The organism is Pseudomonas sp. IT-93MI4 (assembly GCF_949767635.1).
GTDB lineage: Bacteria > Pseudomonadota > Gammaproteobacteria > Pseudomonadales > Pseudomonadaceae > Aquipseudomonas > Aquipseudomonas putida_A.
The window spans coordinates 262312-287143 of sequence record NZ_CATKPP010000044.1 but is presented as its reverse complement, the minus strand read 5'-3'; the positions used below and the strand labels follow the sequence as shown (position 1 = coordinate 287143).

The 24832-nt window shown below is 61.0% G+C and carries 17 protein-coding genes; 12 read left to right on the top strand and 5 right to left on the bottom strand.

Annotated features, from left to right (window positions below; genetic code table 11):
- The first annotated feature begins 57 nt into the window (after nt 1–57).
- The 3 genes from ACM6I7_RS18120 (at nt 58) to ACM6I7_RS18110 (ending at nt 3928) form a co-directional block, all read left to right on the top strand.
- The gene (locus ACM6I7_RS18120; RefSeq protein ID WP_414888980.1) at nt 58–2073 is read left to right on the top strand and encodes a type VI secretion system tip protein VgrG; all 2016 of its coding nucleotides are present in this window, start codon (nt 58–60) and stop codon (nt 2071–2073) included.
- On the top strand, nt 2063–2767 hold the full coding sequence (locus ACM6I7_RS18115) for a DUF4123 domain-containing protein (RefSeq protein WP_414888979.1): 705 nt from the start codon (nt 2063–2065) through the stop codon (nt 2765–2767). Before ACM6I7_RS18120 ends, ACM6I7_RS18115 begins: the two co-directional genes overlap by 11 nt.
- Before the next feature lie 321 nt (nt 2768–3088).
- The gene (locus ACM6I7_RS18110) at nt 3089–3928 is read left to right on the top strand and encodes a 23S rRNA (adenine(2030)-N(6))-methyltransferase RlmJ (RefSeq protein WP_003220988.1); all 840 of its coding nucleotides are present in this window, start codon (nt 3089–3091) and stop codon (nt 3926–3928) included.
- A gap of 124 nt (nt 3929–4052) precedes the next feature.
- Here ACM6I7_RS18110 and msrA read toward each other — a convergent pair whose 3' ends face one another.
- The 5 genes from msrA to aceE all read right to left on the bottom strand — a co-directional run bounded on the left by msrA (nt 4053) and on the right by aceE (nt 14161).
- The gene (gene msrA / locus ACM6I7_RS18105; RefSeq protein WP_027611359.1) at nt 4053–4718 is read right to left on the bottom strand and encodes a peptide-methionine (S)-S-oxide reductase MsrA; all 666 of its coding nucleotides are present in this window, start codon (nt 4716–4718) and stop codon (nt 4053–4055) included.
- 195 nt (nt 4719–4913) lie between these two features.
- Entirely contained in the window at nt 4914–7610 is a 2697-nt protein-coding gene (locus ACM6I7_RS18100; protein WP_097087058.1) for a putative bifunctional diguanylate cyclase/phosphodiesterase, read from the bottom strand.
- Nucleotides 7611–7862: 252 nt separating this feature from the next.
- Nucleotides 7863–9260: an alkaline phosphatase D family protein gene (locus ACM6I7_RS18095; RefSeq protein WP_414888977.1), complete on the bottom strand. Its 1398-nt coding sequence runs from the start codon at nt 9258–9260 to the stop codon at nt 7863–7865.
- A gap of 279 nt (nt 9261–9539) precedes the next feature.
- Nucleotides 9540–11504, bottom strand: coding sequence for a dihydrolipoyllysine-residue acetyltransferase (gene aceF, locus ACM6I7_RS18090; RefSeq protein ID WP_414888976.1), 1965 nt, complete (start codon nt 11502–11504; stop codon nt 9540–9542).
- Between the two features lie 11 nt (nt 11505–11515).
- A complete protein-coding gene (gene aceE, locus ACM6I7_RS18085; RefSeq protein WP_003220999.1) occupies nt 11516–14161 on the bottom strand; it encodes a pyruvate dehydrogenase (acetyl-transferring), homodimeric type in 2646 nt (881 codons plus the stop codon).
- Between the two features lie 262 nt (nt 14162–14423).
- On the opposite strand from aceE, the gene ACM6I7_RS18080 reads away from it, so the two are divergent.
- From ACM6I7_RS18080 to ACM6I7_RS18040, 9 genes are all read left to right on the top strand, one after another.
- Nucleotides 14424–14549 carry a hypothetical protein gene (locus ACM6I7_RS18080; RefSeq protein ID WP_346650661.1) on the top strand — a complete coding sequence of 42 codons (126 nt, stop codon included), beginning with the start codon at nt 14424–14426 and terminating at the stop codon, nt 14547–14549.
- Nucleotides 14546–17485, top strand: coding sequence for a bifunctional [glutamate--ammonia ligase]-adenylyl-L-tyrosine phosphorylase/[glutamate--ammonia-ligase] adenylyltransferase (gene glnE / locus ACM6I7_RS18075; RefSeq protein ID WP_414888975.1), 2940 nt, complete (start codon nt 14546–14548; stop codon nt 17483–17485). Before ACM6I7_RS18080 ends, glnE begins: the two co-directional genes overlap by 4 nt.
- A gap of 308 nt (nt 17486–17793) precedes the next feature.
- Complete coding sequence (gene waaF, locus ACM6I7_RS18070; RefSeq protein ID WP_027611364.1) at nt 17794–18828, top strand: lipopolysaccharide heptosyltransferase II; 1035 nt, start codon at nt 17794–17796, stop codon at nt 18826–18828.
- Nucleotide 18829: 1 nt separating this feature from the next.
- Nucleotides 18830–19891: a lipopolysaccharide heptosyltransferase I gene (waaC, locus tag ACM6I7_RS18065; protein WP_027611365.1), complete on the top strand. Its 1062-nt coding sequence runs from the start codon at nt 18830–18832 to the stop codon at nt 19889–19891.
- The gene (locus ACM6I7_RS18060; RefSeq protein WP_135294812.1) at nt 19891–21012 is read left to right on the top strand and encodes a glycosyltransferase family 4 protein; all 1122 of its coding nucleotides are present in this window, start codon (nt 19891–19893) and stop codon (nt 21010–21012) included. The genes waaC and ACM6I7_RS18060 overlap by 1 nt, the downstream gene beginning before the upstream one ends.
- The gene (gene rfaP, locus ACM6I7_RS18055) at nt 21013–21819 is read left to right on the top strand and encodes a lipopolysaccharide core heptose(I) kinase RfaP (RefSeq protein WP_098966890.1); all 807 of its coding nucleotides are present in this window, start codon (nt 21013–21015) and stop codon (nt 21817–21819) included. It abuts the gene before it with no gap.
- Nucleotides 21819–22553 (top strand): lipopolysaccharide kinase InaA family protein, encoded by a 735-nt coding sequence (locus tag ACM6I7_RS18050; protein ID WP_097087069.1) that lies wholly within the window; start codon nt 21819–21821, stop codon nt 22551–22553. The genes rfaP and ACM6I7_RS18050 overlap by 1 nt, the downstream gene beginning before the upstream one ends.
- Nucleotides 22550–23302, top strand: a complete 753-nt coding sequence (locus tag ACM6I7_RS18045) for a lipopolysaccharide kinase InaA family protein (protein WP_103368215.1) — start codon at nt 22550–22552, stop codon at nt 23300–23302. Before ACM6I7_RS18050 ends, ACM6I7_RS18045 begins: the two co-directional genes overlap by 4 nt.
- Nucleotides 23302–24753, top strand: coding sequence for a lipopolysaccharide kinase InaA family protein (locus tag ACM6I7_RS18040; protein ID WP_103368216.1), 1452 nt, complete (start codon nt 23302–23304; stop codon nt 24751–24753). Before ACM6I7_RS18045 ends, ACM6I7_RS18040 begins: the two co-directional genes overlap by 1 nt.
- The last annotated feature ends 79 nt before the right edge of the window (nt 24754–24832 follow it).

Here is a 24832-nt window from a genome sequence, read left to right as displayed (position 1 = left end):
AACACCTCTTGCCCCTCATGCAGAATCGCCCGCCCTCAATCTGCAGAGAGACATCGGATGTTCGCGCCTGCCAATCAACCGCGTTTCACGTTGACCCTCGAAGGCGCCCAAGTTGATCTCAAAGTCCTTGAGTTCACGGGCAAGGAAGCCATTAGCCAACCCTTTCGTTTCGAGCTGGAACTGGTCAGTGAGCGTCCGGATCTGGACCTCGAAAGCCTGCTGCACCGTCAGGCGTTTCTGAGCTTCGATGCGGAAGGTTCCGGTGTCCATGGTCAGATTTATCAGGTCGGGCAGGGCGATTCCGGGAAACGTCTGACGCGCTACCACCTGAGCCTGGTGTCGCGTCTGACCTACCTCGGTCACCGCATCAACCAGCGGATTTTTCAGCATCAGACGGTTCCACAGATCGTCGCGCAGATCCTCAAGGATCACGCAATCCTGCGCGATGCCTTCGAGTTCCGCCTCGGCAGCGATTACCCGGTGCGGGAATATTGCGTGCAATACGCCGAGAGCGATCTGGCGTTCATCCAGCGCCTGTGTGCCGAGGTCGGCATTCATTACCACTTTCAGCACAGTCCCGAAGGCCATCTGTTGGTGTTCGGCGACGATCAAACGGTGTTTCCGCGCCTGGCCGAGCCGACGCTGTATCTGCCGGGCAGCGGCATGGCGTCGACGGCGCCGGCCATCAAGCGCTTCAACGTCCGGGTGGAGACTCGCACCAGCGTGGTCACCCGGCGCGACTACAACTTCGAAAAGCCGCGACTGCAACTGCAAAGCCGCAGCGACAGTGAGCAGCGCCCGGTGCTCGAGGACTATCACTTTCCCGGCCAATTCAACGATCGAGAAACCGGCAGGCAACTGGCGCAACGTACGCTGGAAAGGCATGTCGCCGACTACCGTCAGGCTGAGGGCATCAGCGACGTATCCGCACTGGTTTGCGGACATTTCCTGCAACTGAGCGAGCATCCGCGCCAGGACTGGAATGACCTTTGGCTGCTCACCGCCATCGAGCATCATGGCCGACAGCCGCAAGTGCTGGAGGAGTCGGTGACCAGCGATGGGGAAACATTCCAGGGTTACCGTAATACCTTTCTTGCCACGCCGTGGGAGGTGTTCTTTCGCCCGGCGTTGGGGCCGGAAAAACCGCGCATGCCCGGTTATCAGCCTGCCGTGGTCACCGGGCCGCAAGACACGGAAATCCATTGCGACGAGTACGGCCGGGTCAAGGTGCAACTGGCCTGGGATCGTGACGGCGAGCTCAACGAGCATTCCAGTTGCTGGCTGCGCGTTGCCACGGGCTGGGCGCATGATCATTACGGCAGCGTGCTGATCCCGCGGGTCGGCATGGAAGTGCTGGTCGGTTTCATCGATGCCGATGCCGACAAACCGTTGGTGATGGGTTGCCTGCCAAACGCCGCAACTCCGCTGCCGCTGGACCTGCCCACCGACCAGACCCGCAGCATCTTCCGCAGCCAGAGCAGCCCCGGTGGTGGCGGTTACAACGAGCTGCGCATCGAGGACAAAAAGGGCGCCGAAGAAATCTACCTGCGCGCCCAGCGCAACTGGACGCAGCATGTCCTGCACGACCAGCAGGTGCAGGTCGACAACCAGCGCAGCATTGTCGTCACTGGCCTTGCCAGCCATGAACTCAAGGCTGACGAGCAGCGCATCACCCACGGCCAGCGCCAGACCGAAGTGAAACAGGACGATCACCTCACGGTTATTGGTGATCGGCATATTCGGGTGAGTAGTCAGGCAACCAGTGCGAGCGCACAAATTCACGTCAGTGCCGGGCAACAAGTGGTGATCGACGGTGGCGCGAGCGCGACGATTCAGGCCGGCGGGCAATGGATCAACATCGGTCCCGGCGGGATTTTCAGTAGCGTGCCGATTGTCGTGGGTGGGGCGCCAATGGCGGCGATGAGTGCAGCGCCGGGAGTGCCGGGATTGCCGGCAAAACTTGCAGCAGCACCAGCGGCCATGCTCACTGCTGCGCAAATCATGAGCTTTAAAGGTGATGCACCATTCTGCGAAGAATGCGAGCGCTGCAAGGACGGTGTCTGTGCTGCCTGAGTGCCTCACACCTGCAGAGTGGTTGGCGCGTGAACCGCTGAAACCTGCGGAGCAACTGTTCGCGATTTTCAGTAATGCCAGCGACGCCAGGCCTCCGCTGGTTGCACCGAGCCCGATCTGGGCGGACACGATCTACGCCGAGTGGGACGCGGTGATGCCCTTCGTGGGAATTGTCGCGGCAGGCAGTGAGCTTCTCGATTGGGTGACCTCTACCGAGTCTCGCGACTGGGGTTGGCTGGCGGTGTCTTCCGCGAGCCTTGAAGTGCTGGTCGAGCACTTTCGCAGCCTGACTCAGGTGCTGATGCCGGACGGCACAGCGGTGTTTTTCCGGTTTTGGGATGGGCGGTTTTTGTTGCCGATCCTGCAGTCCGATGAAGTGCAATCTGCGCAGTTGATACCGGTGATCTCGCGCGGCTTGATCAATGGACAGGCCGTGGATATCGGGGGCAGGGCGCAGGTTTCAGGGCGGGTGTTTCCCTGGTGGAAAGTGCCTGAGTCAGTGCTGGCTTCAGCAGGGAATTCAGTCCGGATCGGTAATGCGCTGCAGTGGCTGAGCGAGGAGCATCCGGCGCTGTACGAGGCGTTTCCGCAGGCTGTGTTGCGCTGCAAGGTTCGGCAGTTTTTTCAGGTTTCGGCGTCGGAAGAATCGTCGCCATCGGTGCTGTTGGCGTATTTGCAGGACGAAGCAGAATGAAATTTCCGGGCGAAGGCTTCGGATCAGCGATGTTCGCATCCTGGGTTTTGATAAAGCTTTCGATGGGTTGTCGAGGCAACTGAACTGTGGCGAGGGGATTCATCCCCGATGGGCAGCGAAGCGGCCCCAAGACCTGTCATCGCGGAGCAACAGATACAACATGTTGACAGAATAGGGGGGCTGCTGCGCAGCCCATCGGGGATGAATCCCCTCGCCACAGGTATTGGGCCGAATCTTAAGGTGTAAGAGGGCCACTCAGCCCCCAACCCCTGACTTGCCGCCCGGTAAAAGGTAAACTTTGCGCCCTTCGCAGGAGCAGCCATGAATTATCGTCACGCCTTCCATGCCGGCAATCACGCCGATGTGTTCAAACACCTGACCTTGACCCGCCTCATCGCCCTGATGTCGCGCAAGGAGCAGCCGTTTGCCTATCTCGACACGCACGCCGGTATCGGTTTGTATGACTTGCAGGGCGATCAGGCCAACCGTACCGGCGAGTACCTGGAAGGCATTGCGCGTTTGTGGGATCAGCCGGATCTTCCGGCGCTGACCGCCGACTACATGAAGGTGCTGCACGAGATGAACCCGGATGGCCAGTTGCGCTACTACCCGGGTTCGCCGGAGTTGGCGCGGCGTCTGACCCGGCCTCAGGACCGGGTGATGCTCAACGAGAAACACCCGGAAGACGGCGTGCAGCTCAAAGAGAACATGGCCGGTGACCGTCGGGTCAAGGTGCATCTGGGCGAGGGCTGGCATGTGGCGCGGGCGATGCTGCCGGTGCAGGAGAAGCGTGCGGTGATGTTGATCGATCCGCCGTTCGAGCAGCTCGACGAGATGCAAAAGTGTGCGGCGTCCCTGAAAGAAGCGATTGGCCGGATGCGCCAAACCGTGGCGGCGATCTGGTACCCGGTAAAGGACCAGCGTGCGCTGCGACGTTTCTATCAGGATCTGGCTGGTACCGGTGCGCCGAAGTTGCTGCGCGTGGAACTGCTGGTGCATCCACTGGATACGCCGAACAGCCTCAACGGCTCGGGGATGGCGATTGCCAATCCGCCGTGGGGGCTGGAGGAAGAATTGCGTGAGCTGCTGCCGTGGTTGTCGAAGAAGCTTGGGCAGACTCAGGGCGGGTGGCAGATGGATTGGTTGATTGCTGAGAGCTGATCAACTGTTTTAGCGGTGTCTGAACGGACGCCTTCGCGGGCAAGCCCGCTCCCACAAAGTACTGCGCCATTTTGAAGTCGGCGCTAAACCTGTGGGAGCGGGCTTGCCCGCGATGCTTTGAGGTTTAGTTACCCGCCAGGCTCGGTGGCATGCACACGCCGGTGCCGCCAATCCCGCAATAGCCCTCAGGGTTCTTCGCCAGATATTGCTGGTGATACGCCTCGGCGAAGTACACGGTCGGCGCCTGCTCGATCTCGGTGCTGATTTCGCCCAGACCCGCCTTCGACAGTTCAGCCTGATACACCGCTTTGCTCTTCAGCGCAGCGTCCAGTTGCTCTGGCGAGGTGGCGTAGATCACCGAACGGTACTGGGTGCCGATGTCGTTGCCCTGACGCATGCCCTGCGTCGGGTTGTGCAGCTCCCAGAACATCGCCAGCAGCTCTTCGTAGCTGACTTTGTCCTTGTCATACACCACCAGCACTACTTCGGCGTGGCCGGTCAGGCCCGAGCAGACTTCTTCGTAGGTCGGGTTCGGCGTGTAGCCGCCGGCGTAGCCGACCACGGTGCTGACCACGCCTTCGCGCTGCCAGAAGCGGCGCTCCGCCCCCCAGAAGCAACCCAGACCGAAGATCGCAAAGTCGACGTCCTGGAAAAACGGGCCGAGCAGCGGAGTTTCTTCGAAGACGAAATGCTTTTCAGGCAGGGTCATCGCGGTTTCGCGGCCGGGCAGCGCTTGTTCTTTGGTCGGTAGCACGTTTTTGTTCACCAGAATTTCCGAGCGCAGAACCATGATCGTTCCTCTCAGTCAGGATGGGATGTAAAAAGTCAGACCATCAGTGTGCCGAATGATGCCGGATTTCGCACTATTCAAATGTGGGAGCGAGCCTGCTCGCGAAAGCGGTGTGTCAGGCGACGATGATGTCGACGGCTATAACGCCTTCGCGAGCAGGCTCGCTCCCACAGGGGGGGCTTCGACAGATGGGATTTAGAGGCAGAGCGGGCCGCGCGGGTAGCGCTTGAGCGCCTGGATCAGCTCGGCGCCGGGGATCGGCCGGTCGAACAGGTAGCCCTGGCCGACGTCGCAGCGGTGGCGACGCAGGAACGCCAGTTGTTCGGCGGTCTCGATGCCTTCGGCCACGACTTTGAGTTTCAGGTTGTGCGCCATGGCGATTACCGCGGAGGTGATTTCCATGTCGTCCTGGTTGTCGGGGATTTCGTGGATGAAGCTGCGATCGATCTTGATGATGTCGATCGGGAATTTCTTCAGGTAGCTGAGCGACGAATAGCCGGTACCGAAGTCGTCCATGGCCAGGGTCAGACCCAGGCGCTTGAGCTGATCGAGCTGCAAGTGGGTGTCTTCGGTGGCTTCCAGCAGCAGGCCTTCGGTCAGCTCCAGTTCGAGCAGATTGGCCGGCAGCGCTTCTTCCTTGAGGATGTTGGCGATGGACGCGACCAGATCCGGGTCGGAGAACTGCTTCGGCGAAAGATTGATCGCCACTTGCAGATTGCCCAGACCGGCGGCGGTCAGCGCCTTGCTCATGCGGCAGGCCTGACGCGCAATCCACTTGCCGATCGGGATGATCAGGCCGGTCTCTTCGGCAACGCTGATGAACTGGTCCGGGCGGATCATCCCGCGTTCCGGGTGATTCCAGCGCAGCAGCGCTTCCATGCCCAGCAGGCGCCCGCTGCGCAGGCACAGCTTGGGCTGGTAGAACACGTCCAGCTCGTTCTGGGTCAGGGCGCGGCGCAGGTTGTTCTCGACGAACAGCTTGTAACTGGCCTCGGCGTTCAGCGCTTCGGTGAACACCTGCACCTGGTGTTTGCCATTGGCCTTGGCCTTGTGCAGAGCGAGGCCGGCGTTGCGCATCAGGGTTTGCGGATCGCGGCCATGCAGCGGCGCGCAGGCCAGGCCCACGGAACCGGTGACGCTGATCAACTGGTTGTCGACGAACATCGGTTTGTCGAGGGTCGCCAGTAATTGGTTGGCGATCTGTTGGCCGGTGGCGAGGTCGGTGTCGTCGAGCAGCACTGCAAATTCGTTACTGGCGAAACGCGCGAGGCTGCCGCTCGGGCTGAGGCTGTTGCGCAGGCGCCGGGCGAGGCTGATCAACAACTTGTCACCGGTCTGGTGCCCGAGGCTGTCGTTGATCCGTTTGAAGTTGTCGATGTCCACCAGCAGCAGGCTGATCGGCGTATCGCTGTCGCGGGCGAAGCGTTCGTCCAGATTGCGGATAAACGCCGGGCGGTTGCCGAGGTTGGTCAGGTTGTCGGTGTAGGCCAGACGTTCGATGCGCTGCTGCGCCAGTTTGGTCTGGGTGATGTCTTCGTAGATGCCGATGTAGTGCGTCAGCTCACGGTTGTCGCCATACACCTTGGAGATCGACAACTGGCCCCAGTACGGTTCGAGGTTTTTGCGCCGGCTCTTGAATTCGCCCTGCCAGCTGTTGCTCTTGGCCAGCGCCGAGGGTGCGTCGAACAGCAGCTCGCTGAGGTTTTCCAGCGCCGGCAGCTCCGACAGGCGCTGGCCGTGGACTTCCTCGGTGGAGTACTGGGTGATCGCGGTGAAGCTCGGGTTGACGTACTCGACCACGCCGTCGCAATTGACCAGCAGAAAGGCGTTGGCACTTTGCTCAACCGCACGCTGGAACAGGTGCAGGGCGCTGGTGGCGGTGCGGCGGTTGTGGTTGTTGATGACCTGGGCGAACTGGTCGGCCAGCTCACCGGCAAAGGCGATTTCGTCGGACTGCCAGGCGCGGGTGACGCCGGTCTGCTCCAGGCAGAGTACGCCGACCACTTGGCCGTCGACCCGGATGCTGGCGTCGAGCATGGCGTTGACGTCGCGCGGGCGCAGGGCTTCGGCCATCTCGCGGGTACGCGGGTCGCGCATCGCATTATGCGCGTCGATGGCGCGGCTGCCGTGCAGCGCCTCCATGTAGTCGGGGAAACCGCTGATGTCGATCACCTCCGGCAGGATGTATTCCTGCGTCGCGCGGTGATATGCCGAAATCGGCACCAGCAGATTTCCTTCGAGGTTCCACAGGCTGGCGCAGTCGATTTCATAGATATCGCAGGCGCAGCGGGTGATCAGTTCGGCGGCTTCCTGCAGCGAGTTGTGGCTGCTGTAACGCTGGCGGGCGAGCAGCAGAATCAGATCCTGCTGGGCGCGCACCCGATCAAGGTGCTGCAATTGTTCCTGCTGGGCACGTTGGTTGAGTTCGAGGGCGATCTGCAGGCGTGAGTTCTGGGTTTCGAGGTCAACCGAGGGCAGCGTTGGCGCTTCGTCGAACACGTCATCGACTGCCAGCAAATAACCGCGCAGCAAGTGTCGATTGTGCTGTTTATAGGCTTCGCCCAGTTCGAGGATGCTCAGCACGCCCGCAGCGGTGTGCAGTGTGTAGCGCACCAGATAATGCGGGCTGTCGCGCAGTTGCTGCTGGATCGCGTCGTGCAACTGATAGCGCGCTTCAGGCTCCATCAGGCTGGCATACGGTGAACCGACCAGTGCACAGAGCTCAACGGCCGGCTGGCCGAACTGGCGTTCGCAGTTGGGATCGAGAAACAGCATCGCCCAACTGGCTTCATTCAAGCGCTCGAAACGCAGCATGCCGAGCCGCGAGGGCACAGGCAACTGCGTCACTACCTCGGCCGCCATACGGCTGGCGGCATCGGGTTGGCTCTTCATGAAGGAACTCGCTTGGAAATATGCTGAACGCGCCGGGCTCGCGCCCTCTTTACTGTTGCCTGCGGCAAGGTTGCATCATTGCGGCACCGACTGACAAGAGAGATGAAGGCCAAGTGCTATAAGAATGTGTCGGCCGCTCGGGGCATTTCTCCAGTGGGTGGTTGAAAAGAGCAAAAGATCGCAGCCTGCGGCAGCGCCTGCAGGGATATACGATGTCCTTCAGGAGCTGCCGAAGGCTGCGATCTTTTAGATTCAACGTAATTTCAGGCTGAGCGATTGCAGCTTCTTGCCATCCCGATCATGGTAATTGACCAGAATCTGATCAGCCTCGACCACTACATGGGCGAAGTTGTCTTCGCTGACCACAGTGCTGGTCAACTCATGTTGATAGTCACCCGCCGCAGTGCGCGCCAGCGGTTGATCGAGGATGAACGTCGACGCCTTGGCATAGGGCAACAGCTTGCTGTTGCACAGCGGCGAGGAAACGATGGTGTGGACTTCGAAATCCGGGTCTTCGCTGTGGGTCAGGCGCGAGGTCAGCGAGCCGTGCACATCGCCCGAGACGAATACGACATTCCTGATCTGACGGGTGCGGATGGTTTCCAGCAGGCGCAGGCGCTGCTCCGGGAAGGCTTTCCAGGCATCGTCGCCGTGCAGTTTGCGATCCGGATAGAACATCACGCTGGTGACCACGAATTTGACCCGTGCCTTGCTGGCACTCAGCCAGGCAACCAGGGCCTGTTCCTGCTCGCTGTCCAGGATGCGTCGATCATCAGCAGCCAGGTTGCGCCGAGTGCGGCTATCAGTGACAAACCATTCAATATCGCCATCGCTGAACTGATACCAGTAATGCGCCAGTTTCGAGTGATCGATCTCGCCATCAACTGTTAGTTCATGTGTTGGACTATGACTGGCTTGATACAACTCATACGCCGCCATTGCATTGCGATATAACTCATGATCGGACTTGCTGGCGTTCGCCGGCCAGTTGTCTTCAATTTCGTGATCGTCGAGGATCATGTAAGTCGAAGTGCCGGACATCAGCCGCTGAATATTCGGTTGCGAGAAGGCCGCGCGGTATTTATCGAGGATGTCCTTGTACTCGCGATCCGGGGCAATCAGGTTGAGGTCGTCGACATAGATCTGGTCTCCGGTCATCAGGGTGGCGCTGATCGGCGGCTCGGCGCCTTCGATCAACTGATTGATCGAGGCGAATATACGGTCGCCAAATTGGGGCAGGGAAGCAATGCCGGCGGTCATGCGCAGGTAGCGACAGGAGCCGATGATGTAAGCGCGTGGCTGCACGGCGTTGCTGGCGCGGGTACGAAATCGGTAGATCTCGCGCGGCCATTGCAAAGGCAATTCGGCGATGCTCTCGACGGTATGCACCGGGCTCATGGGGCTGAACCAGCCCACTTGGTATTCATACTCGCAATGGCTCTCCAGGTCATTCAATGAAAAGACCTGGCAAAAATCGCGCAAAGCACTTAAACGGGAAAAAAGGCTATTTGACCATTGATTGCTGTCGCGCTTTCGATAACGCACGCCGGCAAATGTGGTGGCGTTGTTTTGCGAGTCGCCGCGCATGAAGATGCGTGCGTGATTAGTTGTTGTATGGCCAATAATCGGGCCGACATTTGGTTTTAACATGTTCGAATCCGTTCGAATTGATACTTGAATAACGGTCAGTGTTTAGCAAGTTATTCGTTTAACTTGTGCCGCCAAGGTTAGTTGTCGGCGGATAAAAAATATCGGCGCGAAGTGGACTGGACTCGTGGCTTAAGTAGACCGAAGTTGTAGGAATAAAAGCGTTGTAACTTTTCTGCGGGCAAAAAAAGCCCCGTCAAACTGACGGGGTTGAGGTACGAGCGTGTGGCGCTCGAAAACGTGGGACGCAATCGGCCCTCCGTTGCCGGAGGGCCGAACGCTTTACAGCAGGATGGTGCGGATGTCGCCCAGCAGGCTGCCCAGACGCTGAGTGAAGCGTGCAGCAGCGGCGCCGTTGATCACACGGTGATCGTAGGACAGCGACAGTGGCAGCATCAGTTTCGGCTGGAAGGCTTTGCCGTCCCAGACTGGCTGGATGGTTGCCTTGGAAACACCGAGGATCGCCACTTCCGGCGCGTTGACGATCGGCGTGAAGCCGGTGCCGCCAATGTGGCCAAGGCTGGAAATGGTGAAGCAGGCGCCTTGCATTTCGTCCGAAGAGAGCTTTTTGGTGCGGGCTTTTTCAGCCAGCGAAGCAGCTTCTGCGGCCAGTTGCAGCAGGCTCTTCTGGTCGACGTTCTTGATGACCGGTACCAGCAGGCCATCTGGAGTATCGACCGCGAAACCGATGTTGACGTACTTCTTGCGAATGATCGCCTTGCCGCTTGGCGCCAGCGAACTGTTGAAGTCCGGCAGCTCCTTGAGCAGGTGTGCACAGGTCTTGAGCAGCAGTGGCAGGATGGTCAGCTTGACGCCGGCCTTCTCGGCGACGGCTTTTTGCGCAACACGGAAGGCTTCCAGCTCGGTGATGTCCGCCGAGTCGAATTGCGTCACGTGCGGCACGTTCAGCCAGCTGCGGTGCAGGTTGGCAGCGCCGACCTGCATCAGGCGGGTCATCGGCACTTCTTCGATTTCACCGAAGCGGCTGAAGTCCACGACCGGAATCGGCGGGATGCCCGCGCCACCGGTTGCGCCAGCGGCAGCGGCCGGTGCTTCCTTGGCCTTCTGCATCATGGCTTTGACGTAAACCTGCACGTCTTCTTTCAGGATGCGACCGTGCGGACCGCTGGCGCCAACGGCGCTCAGCTCGACGCCGAACTCGCGAGCCAGTTGACGCACGGCAGGGCCGGCGTGAACTTTCGCGCCTGGCTTGGCCGGAGCAGCAACCGGAGCGGCAGCAGCAGGTGCAGCGGCAGCCGGAGCAGCAGCGGCCGGTGCCGGAGCGCTTGGCGCAGCGGCGGCAGCTGGAGCCGGGGCAGCAGCAGGGGCTGCGCCTTTGACTTTCAGCTTGAGGATCAGGTCGCCGGTGCCGACTTCGTCGTCCAGCTTGATGGAAATGCTTTCCACCACGCCAGCGGCAGGCGATGGAATTTCCATGCTCGCCTTGTCGGATTCCAGGGTGATCAGCGACTGGTCGGCTTCAACGCTGTCGCCAGCCTTGACCAACACTTCGATGATCTTGGCCTTGCCGGCCGAACCGATGTCCGGAACATGGATGTCCTGAACGCTGTCAGCCACTGGAGCAGCCGGGGCTGCCGCAGAAGCAGGCGCAGCGGCAGCGGCCGGCGCAGCAGCAGCCTGAGCCGGAGCGGCAGCAGCAGGCGCCGCAGCACCCGCCACTTCCAGATCCAGAATCAGGTCGCCAGTGCCGACTTCGTCGTTGAGCTTGACGCTGATGGCCTTGACCACGCCCGCGGCAGGCGACGGGATTTCCATGCTCGCCTTGTCGGATTCCAGGGTGATCAAAGATTGATCAGCCTCGACGGTGTCGCCGACCTTGACCTGGATCTCGATGATCTGCGCCTTGCCCGACGAACCGATGTCCGGCACGTGCACTTGCTGCACCGAAGCGGCAGCAGGGGCAGCGGCTGGCGCAGCAGCAGGGGCGGCAGCCGGTTTGGCTTCAGCTTTTGCAGCCGGTGCAGCAGCAGGTGCAGGGGCCGCTTGCGCGGCGCCCTCGACTTCCAGCTCAAGCAGTTCGTCGCCTTCTTTCAGGCGGTCGCCCAGCTTCACTTTCAGGCTCTTGATGACGCCGGCTTTCGGGGCCGGCACTTCCATGCTGGCCTTGTCCGATTCCAGGGTCAGGATGCTCTGGTCGGCTTCGATACGGTCACCGACCTTCACAAACAGTTCAATTACTTCACCTTCACCGCTGCCGATGTCAGGTACGCGAATGAGTTCGCTCACAAAATGTCTCCTCAGCAGTCCAGTGGGTTGCGTTTTTCCGGGTCGATGCCGAACTTGACGATGGCCTCGGCCACCACTTTAGGTTCGATATCACCACGGTCAGCCAGTGCTTCCAGGGCTGCCAACACCACGAAATGACGGTCGACTTCGAAGAAATGACGCAGTTTCTTGCGGCTGTCGCTGCGGCCGAAACCGTCGGTGCCCAGGACTTTGAATTCCTTGGACGGTACCCACTGACGGATCTGCTCGGCGAACAGCTTCATGTAGTCGGTAGAGGCAATCACCGGACCTTTACGGCCGCTCAGGCACTCTTCAACGTAGCTCTGCTTAGGCTTCTGGCCAGGCTTGAGACGGTTGCTGCGCTCTACGGCCAGGCCGTCGCGACGCAGTTCGTTGAAGCTGGTAACGCTCCATACGTCAGCGCCGATGTTGAACTCTTCACGCAGGATCTTCGCCGCTTCACGCACTTCACGCAGGATGGTGCCGGAGCCCATCAGCTGTACGTGATGCGCTGCATCGCGGGTGTCTTCTTCGAGCAGGTACATGCCTTTCTTGATGCCTTCTTCGGCACCGGCCGGCATGGCTGGCTGCTGGTACGACTCGTTCATCACGGTGATGTAGTAGAAGATGTCCTGTTGTTCTTCGGTCATCTTCTTCATGCCGTCCTGAATGATCACCGCCAGCTCGTAGCCGTAGGTCGGATCGTAGGTGCGGCAGTTCGGGATGGTCGCGGCCAGCAGGTGGCTGTGACCGTCTTCGTGCTGCAGACCTTCACCGTTCAGGGTGGTACGGCCGGCGGTGCCGCCGATCAGGAAGCCACGGGTACGGCTGTCGCCAGCGGCCCAAGCCAGGTCACCGATACGCTGGAAGCCGAACATCGAGTAGAAGATGTAGAACGGCAGCATCGGCTGGTTGTGGCTGGAGTACGAAGTACCGGCAGCGATGAAGGAGCTCATGGCGCCCGCTTCGTTGATGCCTTCTTCAAGGATCTGACCTTTCTGGTCTTCCTTGTAGAACATCACCTGGTCTTTATCGACTGGCTCGTAGAGCTGGCCGACGGAGGAGTAGATGCCCAGCTGACGGAACATGCCTTCCATACCGAAGGTACGGGCTTCGTCCGGGATGATTGGCACGATGCGCGGGCCGATTTCCTTGTCCTTGACCAGTTGCGCGAGGATCCGCACGAAGGCCATGGTGGTGGAAATTTCACGGTCGCCCGAACCATCGAGGATGGCTTTCAGGGTGTCCAGGTCCGGGGTCGGTACGCTGAAGCTCTGCGCGCGGCGCTGCGGTACGAAACCGCCCAGTGCGGCACGGCGCTCGCTCAGGTAGCGGGCTTCGGCGCTGTTTGGCTCTGGCTTGAAGAACGGCAGGTTCTCCAGCTCTTCGTCCTTGACCGGGATGTCGAAGCGGTCGCGGAACAACTTCAGGCTGTCGACGTCGACTTTCTTGGTGTTGTGCGCAGTGTTTTTCGCTTCGCCGGCACCGGTGCCATAACCCTTGATGGTCTTGGCGAGGATGACGGTTGGTTGTTCTTTGTGGTTGACCGCTTCGTGGTACGCCGCATAGACCTTGTACGGGTCGTGGCCGCCACGGTTGAGTTTCCAGATCTCGTCGTCGGACAGATCGGCAACCATCGCCTTGAGTTCAGGCGTGTTGAAGAAGTGCTCGCGAACGAACGCGCCGTCTTTGGCTTTGTAGTTCTGGTACTCGCCGTCGATGACTTCGTCCATGCGACGTTGCAGGATGCCGTCGACGTCCTTGGCCAGCAGTGGGTCCCAGAAACGGCCCCAAATGACTTTGGTCACGTTCCACTGTGCACCGCGGAACACGCCTTCGAGTTCCTGGATGATCTTGCCGTTGCCGCGAACCGGGCCGTCGAGGCGCTGCAGGTTGCAGTTGATGACGAAGATCAGGTTGTCCAGCTTCTCGCGGCCGGCCAGGGAGATCGCGCCCAGGGATTCCGGCTCGTCGCACTCGCCGTCGCCCAGGAAGCACCAGACTTTCTGTTTGCCCGGCTGGATGAAACCGCGGTGTTCCAGGTACTTCATGAAGCGTGCCTGGTAGATCGCCTGGATCGGACCCAGACCCATGGATACGGTCGGGAACTGCCAGAAGTCAGGCATCAGCCAAGGGTGCGGGTAGGACGACAGGCCCTGACCGTCGACTTCCTGGCGGAAGTTGTTCATCTGGTCTTCGGTGATGCGGCCTTCCATGAATGCACGGGCGTAAACGCCTGGCGAGGTGTGGCCCTGGAAGTAGATCAGGTCGCCGCCGTGTTCGTCGGTCGGGGCCTGGAAGAAGTAGTTGAAGCCGATGTCATACAGGGTCGCGCTGGAAGCGAAGCTGGAGATGTGACCACCCAGGTCAGAATCTTTCAGGTTCGTACGCATTACCATGGCCATCGCGTTCCAGCGTACCAGCGAGCGAATGCGGCGTTCCATGAACAGGTCGCCAGGCATGCGTGCTTCGTGGGTTACCGGGATGGTGTTGCGGTAAGGCGTGGTGATGGCGTAAGGGAGCTGCGAACCGCTGCGGGTCGCCAGTTCACCCATACGGGTCATCAGATAGTGAGCACGGTCTTCGCCTTCTTTGTCGAGAACCGATTCCAGGGCGTCCAGCCATTCCTGGGTTTCGACGGGATCGAGGTCTTGCATGGCTTGCTCCAGGGCGGAAAGGCTTCCAGAATCGGTTGCCTGAGTTTGCGACTGGCCTTGTGGGCAGACGATTTAAAATTCTTGGATTGCCGACAGGTTGTTCCGGCGGCGTGTAGTTTTACTACAAATCTTTGAGCATTTCAGCCTTTCGCCTGTATAGACGAGTAGTAAAACTACAGAGGAAAGGCTTGTGGCCTCCGACTGCGTTGTGAGAATAATCGTTAAGGTTGGTCGATTACCATCCGAAAAAGGTGAAAGTTTGATGCTGGATGCCAAAGAAAAAGAAATTTCAGCTATTTCTAACTTTTGTTCGACAGTCCTTCGCGTAGCGGGTTTTCATCAAACACTACAAGCGGCCATTTACACGCCGATCAAGGATAGACCATGACCCTGCCCGTGCTTGCCGAACTCCCCGCCATTCTCCTGCCATTGGTCACTCGATCCGAGCAGTCGTTCCGTACGGCCGTCGCCGCGCTGGAAGACGATCACGGCTTCTCCAACTGGACGCCGGAACGCTGGGCGCAATTCGCCCGCGTCAGTGCCGCCAGCGATTTCGTCATTGAACAGAGCGTTCGTGACCCTTTGATGTTGTTGTCACTGGTGCAGTCCGGCGAACTCGACCGGCCGTTCGCACCGGGTGAACTGTGCGCGCAGATTGCCGCCGCCGTGAACACCGCGCAAAGCGAAGACGAACTCGGGCGCGTCCTGCGCCGCCAGCGCGCACGCCATCAAGTGCGGATCATCTGGCGTGACCTGAACCGCCAGGCCGATCTGGTGCAGACCTGTCGCGATCTGTCGGACATGGCCGACGCCACCATCGATCAGGCCTACCAATGGCTGTACAGCCGCCATTGCCAGCAGTTCGGTACGCCGACCGGTCGGCGCAGCGGTCTGCCGCAGCAGATGGTCATTCTTGGTATGGGCAAGCTCGGCGCGGTCGAGCTGAACCTGTCGTCGGACATCGACCTGATTTTCGCCTACCCCGAGGGCGGCGAAACCGTCGGCGTGAAACGCGCGCTGGATAATCAGGAATTCTTCATTCGTCTCGGTCAGCGCCTGATCAAGGCCCTCGACCCGATGACCGTCGACGGCTTCGTGTTCCGCGTCGACATGCGCCTGCGCCCGTACGGTTCGTCCGGCGCGCTGGTGCTGAGCTTCAATGCGCTGGAACAGTATTACCAGGATCAGGGCCGCGACTGGGAACGCTACGCGATGATCAAGGCGCGGGTGGTGGCTGGCGATCAAGCGGCTGGCGCGCAGTTGCTCGATATGCTGCGCCCGTTCGTTTACCGCCGTTACCTGGACTTCTCGGCGATCGAAGCGCTGCGCACCATGAAGCAACTGATCCAGCAGGAAGTGCGGCGCAAGGGCATGGCCGACAACATCAAACTCGGCTCCGGCGGTATCCGCGAGGTCGAGTTCATTGCCCAGGCTTTTCAGTTGATTCACGGCGGGCGCGACCTCAGCCTGCAACAGCGTCCTCTATTAAAGGTGCTGAGCACGCTGGAAGGACAGGGCTACCTGCCGCCGGCGGTGATCAGCGAGCTGCGCGAAGGTTACGAATTCCTGCGTTACACCGAACACGCGATCCAGGCGATTGCCGATCGCCAGACCCAGATGTTGCCGGACGGCGCTCAGGATCAGGCGCGTATCGCGTTCATGCTGGGCTTCGCCGATTGGCACGCCTTCCATGAAAAGCTGATGTTCTGGCGTGGTCGGGTGGCCTGGCACTTTGCGCAGGTGATCGCCGATCCCGATGAGGAAGAGGGCGCCGACTGCGAAGTGGTGGTGGGCGGTGAGTGGTTGCCGCTCTGGGAAGAAGAGCAGGACGAAGAGGCTGCTTGCCGGCAACTGGAAGAAGGCGGATTCAAGGACGCAACCAAAGCGCTGAAAGCGCTGGCCGGTTTGCGCGGCAGCCCGCAATTGCGCGCGATGCAGCGGCTGGGTCGCGAGCGTCTTGATGCGTTTATCCCGCGCCTGCTGGCCCAGGCGGTGGAACATGACAACCCGGATCTGGTGCTGGAGCGGGTGCTGCCACTGGTCGAAGCGGTGGCGCGACGTTCGGCTTATTTAGTGTTGCTGACGGAAAACCCCGGCGCCCTGCGACGCTTGCTGACGCTGTGTGCGGCCAGTCCGTGGATTGCCGAACAGATCACCCGTTTCCCGCTGCTGCTCGACGAGTTGCTCAATGAAGGCCGGCTGTTCAAGCCGCCACTGGCCCCGGAACTCGCCGCCGAATTGCGCGAACGCCTGACGCGGATCCCCGAAGATGACCTCGAACAGCAGATGGAAGCCCTGCGTCACTTCAAGCTGGCGCACCGCTTGCGCGTCGCCGCCTCGGAAATCGCCGGCAGCCTGCCGTTGATGAAAGTCAGTGATTACCTGACCTGGCTCGCCGAAGCGATTCTCGAACAAGTGCTGGCGCTGGCCTGGCGTCAGACGGTGGCCAAGTACGGTACGCCGCTGCGCACTGATGGCACCCTGTGCGATCCCGGCTTCATCATTGTCGGTTATGGCAAAGTCGGCGGGCTGGAACTGGGGCATGGTTCGGACCTGGACCTGGTGTTCATCCATGACGGCGATCCGCAGGCGGAAACCGACGGGCCGAAGCCGATCGATGGCGCGCAGTTCTTCACCCGGCTGGGGCAGCGGATCATTCACTTGCTGACGGCGCAGACCAACTCCGGCCAGCTGTATGAAGTGGACATGCGTTTGCGCCCGTCCGGCGCGTCGGGGCTGTTGGTCAGTTCGCTCGGGGCGTTTGAGCGCTATCAGGAAAATGAAGCCTGGACCTGGGAACATCAGGCCCTGGTGCGGGCGCGGGTGCTGGTCGGCAGTCAGGATGTCGGCCAGGCCTTCGAGAAAGTCCGCGCGCAGGTTTTGGGCAAGCCGCGGGATCTGGCCAAGCTGCAGCAGGAAGTCAGCGAGATGCGTGCCAAGATGCGCGATAACCTCGGCAGCAAGAGCACGGCGGCCGGTACCGCGGCAAATGCCTTCGAAGCCACGGCGCCGTTCGACCTCAAGCAGGACGCCGGAGGTATCGTCGATATTGAATTTATGGTGCAATACGCGGCCCTGGCGTGGTCGCACAGCCACCCGCCATTGCTGCGCTGGACCGATAACATTCGCATTCTGGAAGAGCTGGAACACGAAGGGCTGATGCCTGCCGAAGATGCCAGCCTGTTGCGCGAGGCCTATAAAGCCTACCGCTCCGCCGCCCACCGGCAAGCCTTGCAGAAGGACGCCGGGGTGATTGCAGGCGACCAGTTTGTCGAGGAGCGCCGGCAGGTATTGCGGATCTGGAAAGAGATGGGGCTAAGCTGAAGCGCGCCAGTGAAGGCAATGAGATTCAAAAGGTGGGAGCGAGCCTGCTCGCGAAGGCGGTCGGTCGGCCAGCATGGATGTTGAATGTGCTGGCCCCTTCGCGAGCAGGCTCGCTCCCACAGTGATCTGCGGTGAGTCGCAGATGTGTGAACAGAGGCAAAACCATGTGGGAGCGAGCCTGCTCGCGATAGCGGAGTGACAGTCGACAGTCATGTTGAAGGTAATGACCCATCGCAAGCAGCGCCGCTCCCTCAGTGATTCTCGAGGCGGGGAGGCATTGGCCTCCCCGGTTCGTTTATGGAAACCACATGAATATTCTGATCGTTGGGCCCAGTTGGGTCGGTGACATGGTGATGGCGCAGACACTGTTTCAGTGTCTCAAGCAGCGCCACCCGCAATGCGAAATCGACGTGCTGGCCCCCGAGTGGAGCCGGCCGATCCTTGAGCGCATGCCCGAGGTACGCAAGGCCTTGAGCTTTCCGCTCGGCCATGGCGCTCTGGAACTGGCGACGCGTCGACGAATCGGCAAGTCCCTGGCCGGCCAGTACGATCAGGCGATCCTGCTGCCGAACTCGCTGAAATCGGCGCTGGTGCCGTTTTTCGCCGGCATCAAGCAGCGTACCGGCTGGCGTGGCGAATTCCGCTACGGCCTGCTCAATGACGTGCGCACGCTGGATAAAGAACGTTATCCGCTGATGATCGAGCGCTTCATGGCGCTGGCTTACGAGCCGAACGCCGAGCTGCCGAAGCCTTATCCGCGTCCGAGCCTGCAAATCGATCCCGTGACCCGTGAAGCGGCGCTGGCGAAATTTGGCCTGACCCTCGACCGCCCGGTGTTGGCCCTGTGCCCCGGGGCCGAGTTCGGCGAATCCAAGCGCTGGCCGTCCGAGCATTACGCCAAGGTTGCCGAAGCGCGGATTCGCGAAGGCTGGCAGGTGTGGCTGTTCGGCTCGAAAAACGACCACGCGGTAGGCGAAGACATTCGCGCGCGGCTGATTCCCGGCCTGCGTGAAGAGTCGGTCAACCTCAGCGGCGGCACCTCGCTGGCCGAGGCCATTGACCTTATGTCCTGTGCCGACTCGGTGGTGTCCAACGACTCCGGCCTGATGCACGTCGCGGCGGCCCTGAACCGTCCGCTGGTGGCGGTCTATGGCTCGACGTCGCCGGGCTTCACCCCGCCGCTGGCCGAGCACGTCGAAATTGTTCGGTTGGGTCTCGATTGCAGCCCGTGCTTCGACCGTACCTGCCGGTTCGGCCATTACAACTGCCTGCGCCAGCTGATGCCGGACGCGGTCAACGATGCCTTGCAGAAACTGCAGGGCTCCGTGGTCGAGGTTCATTAAGTTGCGGGTATTGCTGATCAAGACTTCATCGCTGGGCGACGTGATTCACGCGTTGCCGGCGCTGACCGACGCGGCCCGGGCCATCCCCGGGATCAAGTTCGACTGGGTGGTGGAAGAAGGCTTCGCCGAGATCCCGACCTGGCACCCGGCCGTCGGCAAGGTGATTCCGGTGGCGATCCGCCGCTGGCGCAAGAACCTCTGGCAGACGATCAAGAGCGGCGAGTGGAAGCGCTTCAAGCAAAGCGTGCGCGCCAGCCAATACGATCTGGTGATCGACGCTCAGGGCCTGCTGAAAAGCGCCTGGCTGACGCGCTACGTCAAAGCCCCGGTAGCCGGTCTCGACAAAGGCTCGGCGCGCGAGCCGATCGCTGCACGTTTCTATGACCGCAAACTGGCGGTGGCCCGTGGGCAGCATGCGGTCGAACGGGTGCGTCAGCTGTTCGCCATCGCCCTCGGTTATGACCTGCCCAAAGGGTTGGGCGACTACGGCCTCAACGTCGAGCGTCTGGTGGAATTGCCGCGCAAGAGCGCGTTCGTGGTGTTCCTGCACGGCACCACATGGGACACCAAGCACTGGCCGGAAGCCTACTGGCGCGAGCTGACAGAGCGCGTCGGCTATCTGGGCGTCGGGGTCAAACTGCCGTGGGGCAACCCGCTGGAGAAGGCCCGAGCCGAACGGATTGCCGCCGGTTTCAAACACGCCGAAGTGTTGCCGAAGCTGAATCTGGCCGGGGTCGGCAAAGTGCTGGCCGGCGCCCAGGCTTGCGTCGCGGTGGACACCGGCCTCGGCCATCTGGCGGCCGCGCTGGACGTGCCGACGATTTCCCTGTTCGGCCCGACCAACCCGGGCCTGACTGGCGCCTACGGCAAGGTGCAGATTCACATGGCCAGTGATTTCCCCTGCGCCCCTTGCCTGCAAAAGAAATGCACTTACCAACCGACCGCGCAGGATGCCCGTCAGTTTGACCTGAAACGCGAGCAGCCGCTGTGCTTCACGCGTGTGAATCCCGAGCGTGTCGCCAGCCGTCTGAGCACGTTGTTAATGGCTGAGGAGCTGCGCTGATGCAATTGGCTTTTGTTCTGTACAAATATTTCCCGTTCGGTGGCTTGCAGCGCGACTTCATGCGCATCGCCCTCGAATGCCAGAAGCGCGGCCATCAGATCCGTGTCTATACGCTGATCTGGGAAGGCGACGTGCCGCCCGGTTTCGAAGTGCTGGTGGCGCCGGTCAAGGCGTTCTTCAATCATCGGCGCAACGAAAAACTCACGGCGTGGATGGAAGCGGATCTGGCCAAGCGTCCGGTGGACCGCTTGATCGGCTTCAACAAGATGCCGGGGCTGGACGTCTACTACGCCGCCGACGGCTGCTTCGAAGACAAGGCGCAGAACCTGCGCCATTCGCTGTACCGCCGCTGGGGCCGCTACCGCCACTTCGCCGAGTACGAGCGCGCGGTGTTCGCCAAAGACGCGAAAACCGAAGTGCTGATGATTTCCGAAGTGCAGCAGCCGCTGTTCATCAAGCATTACGACACGCCATTGGAGCGCTTCCACCTGCTGCCGCCGGGTATCGCCCAGGATCGTCGCCGGCCGGCGGATGCCGACCAGATTCGCGCCGGTTTCCGCGCCGAATTCAGCCTCAAGGACGATGAATTGCTGCTGGTGCAGATCGGCTCCGGGTTCAAGACCAAGGGCGTCGATCGCAGCCTCAAGGCGCTGGCTGCACTGCCCGCCGAGCTGAAGAAACGCACCCGGCTGTTTGTAATCGGCCAGGATGACCCCAAATTGTTCCAGATGCAGAGTACGACTTTGGGCCTGGGCGACAACGTGACCTTCCTCAAGGGCCGCAGCGATATCCCGCGCTTCCTGCTTGGCGCCGACCTGTTGATCCACCCGGCGTACAACGAAAACACCGGCACAGTATTGCTCGAAGCGCTGGTCGCCGGGTTGCCGGTGCTGGTCAGCGCGGTCTGCGGTTACGCCCATTACATTGCCGAGGCGGACGCCGGGCGAGTGCTGGACGAGCCGTTCGATCAGGCGCAACTGACGCAGTACCTGACTGACATGTTGAATGACGACGCTGCACGCGCGGCCTGGAGCCGCAATGGTCTGGCTTTCGCCGAGACGGCCGACCTCTACAGCATGCCGCAGCACGCGGCCGATGTGATTCTGGCGGAGCACGCTTAAATGAAGTTGATGCTGGCTGAACCGTTCAAGAGCCTTTGGGCCGGGCGCGACCCGTTCGCCGAAGTCGAAGGCTTGCAGGGCGAGGTCTACCGCGAGCTGGAAGCTCGACGGACTCTGCGCACGGAAGTCGACGGCAACGGATTTTTCGTCAAGATCCACCGGGGCATCGGCTGGGGCGAGATTTTCAAGAACCTGCTGACCGCCAAGCTGCCGGTGCTCGGCGCGGGTCAGGAGTGGAAGGCGATCCAGCGTCTGCAGGAAGTCGGCGTGCCGACCATGACCGCCGTGGCTTACGGCGAGAAGGGCAGCAACCCGGCGGATCAGCATTCGTTCATCGTCACCGAAGAACTGGCGCCGACCATCAGCCTCGAAGATTTCAGCATCGATTGGGTCAAGAACCCGCCGCAGCCGAAACTCAAGCGCGCGCTGATCGCTGAAGTGGCGCGCATGACCGGCATGATGCACCGCGCCGGGGTCAACCACCGCGACTGCTACATCTGCCACTTTCTGCTGCACACCGACAAGCCGATCACCCCGGACGATTTCAAACTCTCGGTGATCGACCTGCACCGCGCCCAGACTCGCCCAAGAATTACTCAACGCTGGCGCAACAAGGATCTGGCCGCGCTGTATTTCTCGGCGCTGGACATCGGCCTGACCCGACGCGACAAGCTGCGTTTCCTCAAGGGCTACTTTCAGCAGCCGCTACGGCAGATCCTCGCCGAAGAAGCGCCGTTGCTGAGCTGGCTCGAAGGCAAGGCCAACAAGCTTTATGCGCGCAAGCAGCGTTACGGGGATGCGCTCTGATGGCGGGTTGGACGCTTGAACCGCAATACAGCGAACTGGCCGAAGATTTCGGCAGCCTCGAAGCGGTGTTTGCCCTGCAGGGCGAACGTCTGACCCGTGATCCGCTGTCCGAAGTCATCCGCGTGCAGCGCAACGGCGTGAATTACTACGTCAAACGCTACGTCGGCGCCGGTAAAGGCTTGCGCCGTTACCTGGGTAAGCCACGGGTGAAGATGGAGTGGCAGAACCTCAAGCGCTTCGCCAAGTGGGGTATTCCCACCGCCGAAGTGGTGGCCTGGGGTCTGGAGCGACGTGGCGCGGCCTATGCCCGTGGCGCCATGATCACCCGCGAGCTGCCGCGCACCGAAGACCTCTCGGCGCTGGCTGAACGCAACGATCCGAAACTCAAGGATCGTCTGTGGGTCGATGGCATCAGCCGCCAACTGGCCGGCTACACCCGAACCATGCACGACCACCGCTTTACCCATAACGATCTGAAATGGCGCAACCTGCTGATCGACGATCAGGCGCAGCTGTTTCTGATCGACTGCCCGAACGGCGATTTCTGGCGCGGCTTCTGGCTCAAATACCGGATCACCAAGGATCTGGCCTGTCTCGACAAGGTGGCCAAGTATCACCTGTCGAACACCCAGCGCCTGCGCTTCTACCTGCAATACCGCGGACGTGATCGGCTGAATGCCGCCGACAAGAAACGGATTCGCCACGTGGTGAGATTTTTCGAGGGACGCGAATGACTGATTTCCTGGCCGCTGAAGACCGGGCGCTGCTTGAGCGTCATGGCCTCGGCACTTTCGACGCGCTCTGGGCCAAACAGCTCGAAGCCGTGGACGAACCGAACACCGATGGCGGTGGCTGGAGCAGCGTGTTTCGCCTGGAGCTGGAAGGGCAGGCCTACTACCTCAAGCGCCAGAGCAACTACCTGACCCGCACCCTGCATGCGCCGTTCGGCGAGCCGAGTTTCGCCCGCGAGTTTCGCAATATCAGCCGCTACAACAAGTTAGGGATCCCGGCGCTGCAAGCGGCGTTCTTCGGTGAGCGCAAGGTCAAGGGCGATGTCCAGGCGATCCTGCTGACCCGTGCCCTCGACGGCTGGGACGATCTTGATTCGCTGTTGCAACGCTGGTCCGACCTGACCGCCGCGCAGCAATCGGCCATTCTCCAGGCCTGTGGACAACTGGCGCGCCAGCTGCACGGCGTGCGTCAGGTACACGGCTGCTTTTATCCGAAACACATCTTTTTGCAGGCTGATGGCGACGCGTATAAGGCGCAGTTGATCGACCTGGAAAAGACCCGACCCCTGCTGTTCGGCATGCGCGACCGGGTCAAGGATCTGGAGCCGCTGCTGCGTCGTGCGCCGGAATGGAGCGAAGCGCAATTGCGCGAGTTGCTCGCGGCCTATCTCGATCAGCCAGTCAACAGTTCGCTGGTCGACACCTGGGTGACGCGCCTGACTGCACGGCGCAGTCGCAAGGAGACCCGTTGATGCGCTTGTCAGAACTGAAAAACGCCGGACGTGCGCCGAGTCTGCCGCTGACGATTTCGCTTGCCGATGCGGCAGGCCCAGCGGATCTGCAACTGCTGAGTCTGCTGCGGGTGTTGCCGGGGCAGCGCTATGTCGGTGCAGGGGTGTGGCGCGGCCGGCCGGTGCTGGCCAAATTACTGGTGGGCAGCAAAGCTGCGCGGCATTTTCAGCGCGAACTGGCGGGCGTCAAGTTGCTCGCCGAACAAGGTCTGACCACGCCGCTGTTGTTGGCTGATGGCCTGACGGATGGCGAGGGCGGCTGGCTGCTGTTCGAGTTCCTCGAAGGTGCTGAAAGCCTCGGTGAGGCCTGGCAGAAAGTCGAATCGCTGCCAGTGCTGGCGGACGAGCAATCGGCGGTACTCGCCGAGGCGCTGGGCGCGATCGGTCAACTGCATGGCAAAGGCCTGTGGCAGGAAGATCTGCACCTGGACAACCTGCTGCGCCAGGGCGGTCAGCTGTACCTGATCGACGGTGCCGGGATTTGTGCCGAGACCGCTGGCCAGCCGTTGTCACGGCAGAAAGTGCTGGAAAACCTCGGGGTGTTTTTCGCCCAGTTGCCCAAGTCTCTTGAGCCGTTCACCGAAGAATTGCTGGTGTATTACCTGCTGAGCAACAGCGAACACGCGTTGCCGCTGGAAGCCTTGCAGAAGCAGATCGCCAAGGTGCGCGCCTGGCGCCTGAAGGATTACCTGATCAAGGTGGGCCGCGAGTGCACGTTGTTCAGTGTGCAGCGCGGTGCGTTCGGTCTGCGGGCGATCCGTCGCGAGGAAGAAGCGGCGATGCTCCCGGTGCTGGATCAGGCCGATGCACTGCTCGATCAGGGCCATCTGTACAAGACCGGCGGCGCGGCGAGCGTCGGCAAGGTCGAAGTGGCCGGGCGTACACTGGTGATCAAGCGCTACAACATCAAAGGCTTCGCGCACTGGCTCAAGCGTTTCTGGCGTCCGAGCCGCGCGTGGCACTCTTGGCGTGAAGGTAATCGTCTGGCATTCCTTGGCATCGCTACGCCGAAACCGCTGGCAGTGCTGGAAAAGCGCTTTTTGTGGCTGCGCAGCCGCGCCTATCTGGTGACCGAGTTCCTGCCAGGGCCGGACATCATCGAGCGCTTTGCGCCATATGTGGAAAGCGGTGCGGCGCCGGAGTCCGAGTTGCAGGCGCTGGATCAACTGTTCGCACGGTTGATTGCCGAGCGCATCAGTCATGGCGACTTCAAGGGGCATAATCTGTTCTGGCAGGAAGATCGCTGGGCACTGATCGACCTGGATTCGATGTGTCAGCACAGCTCTGTCGGAAGTTTCGCAGCGGCCTATGCGCGGGATCGGGCACGGTTCATGCGCAACTGGCCCGAGAGCAGCGCGCTGTATCAGGTGATCGATCAGCGGTTGCCCAAGGACATCTCCAGCGCGGCCTGAACCGCCTTCGCCAGCAGGCTGGCTCCCACATGGGATAGCATTCCCCTGTAGGAGCGAGCCTGCTCGCAACAGGGCTTTA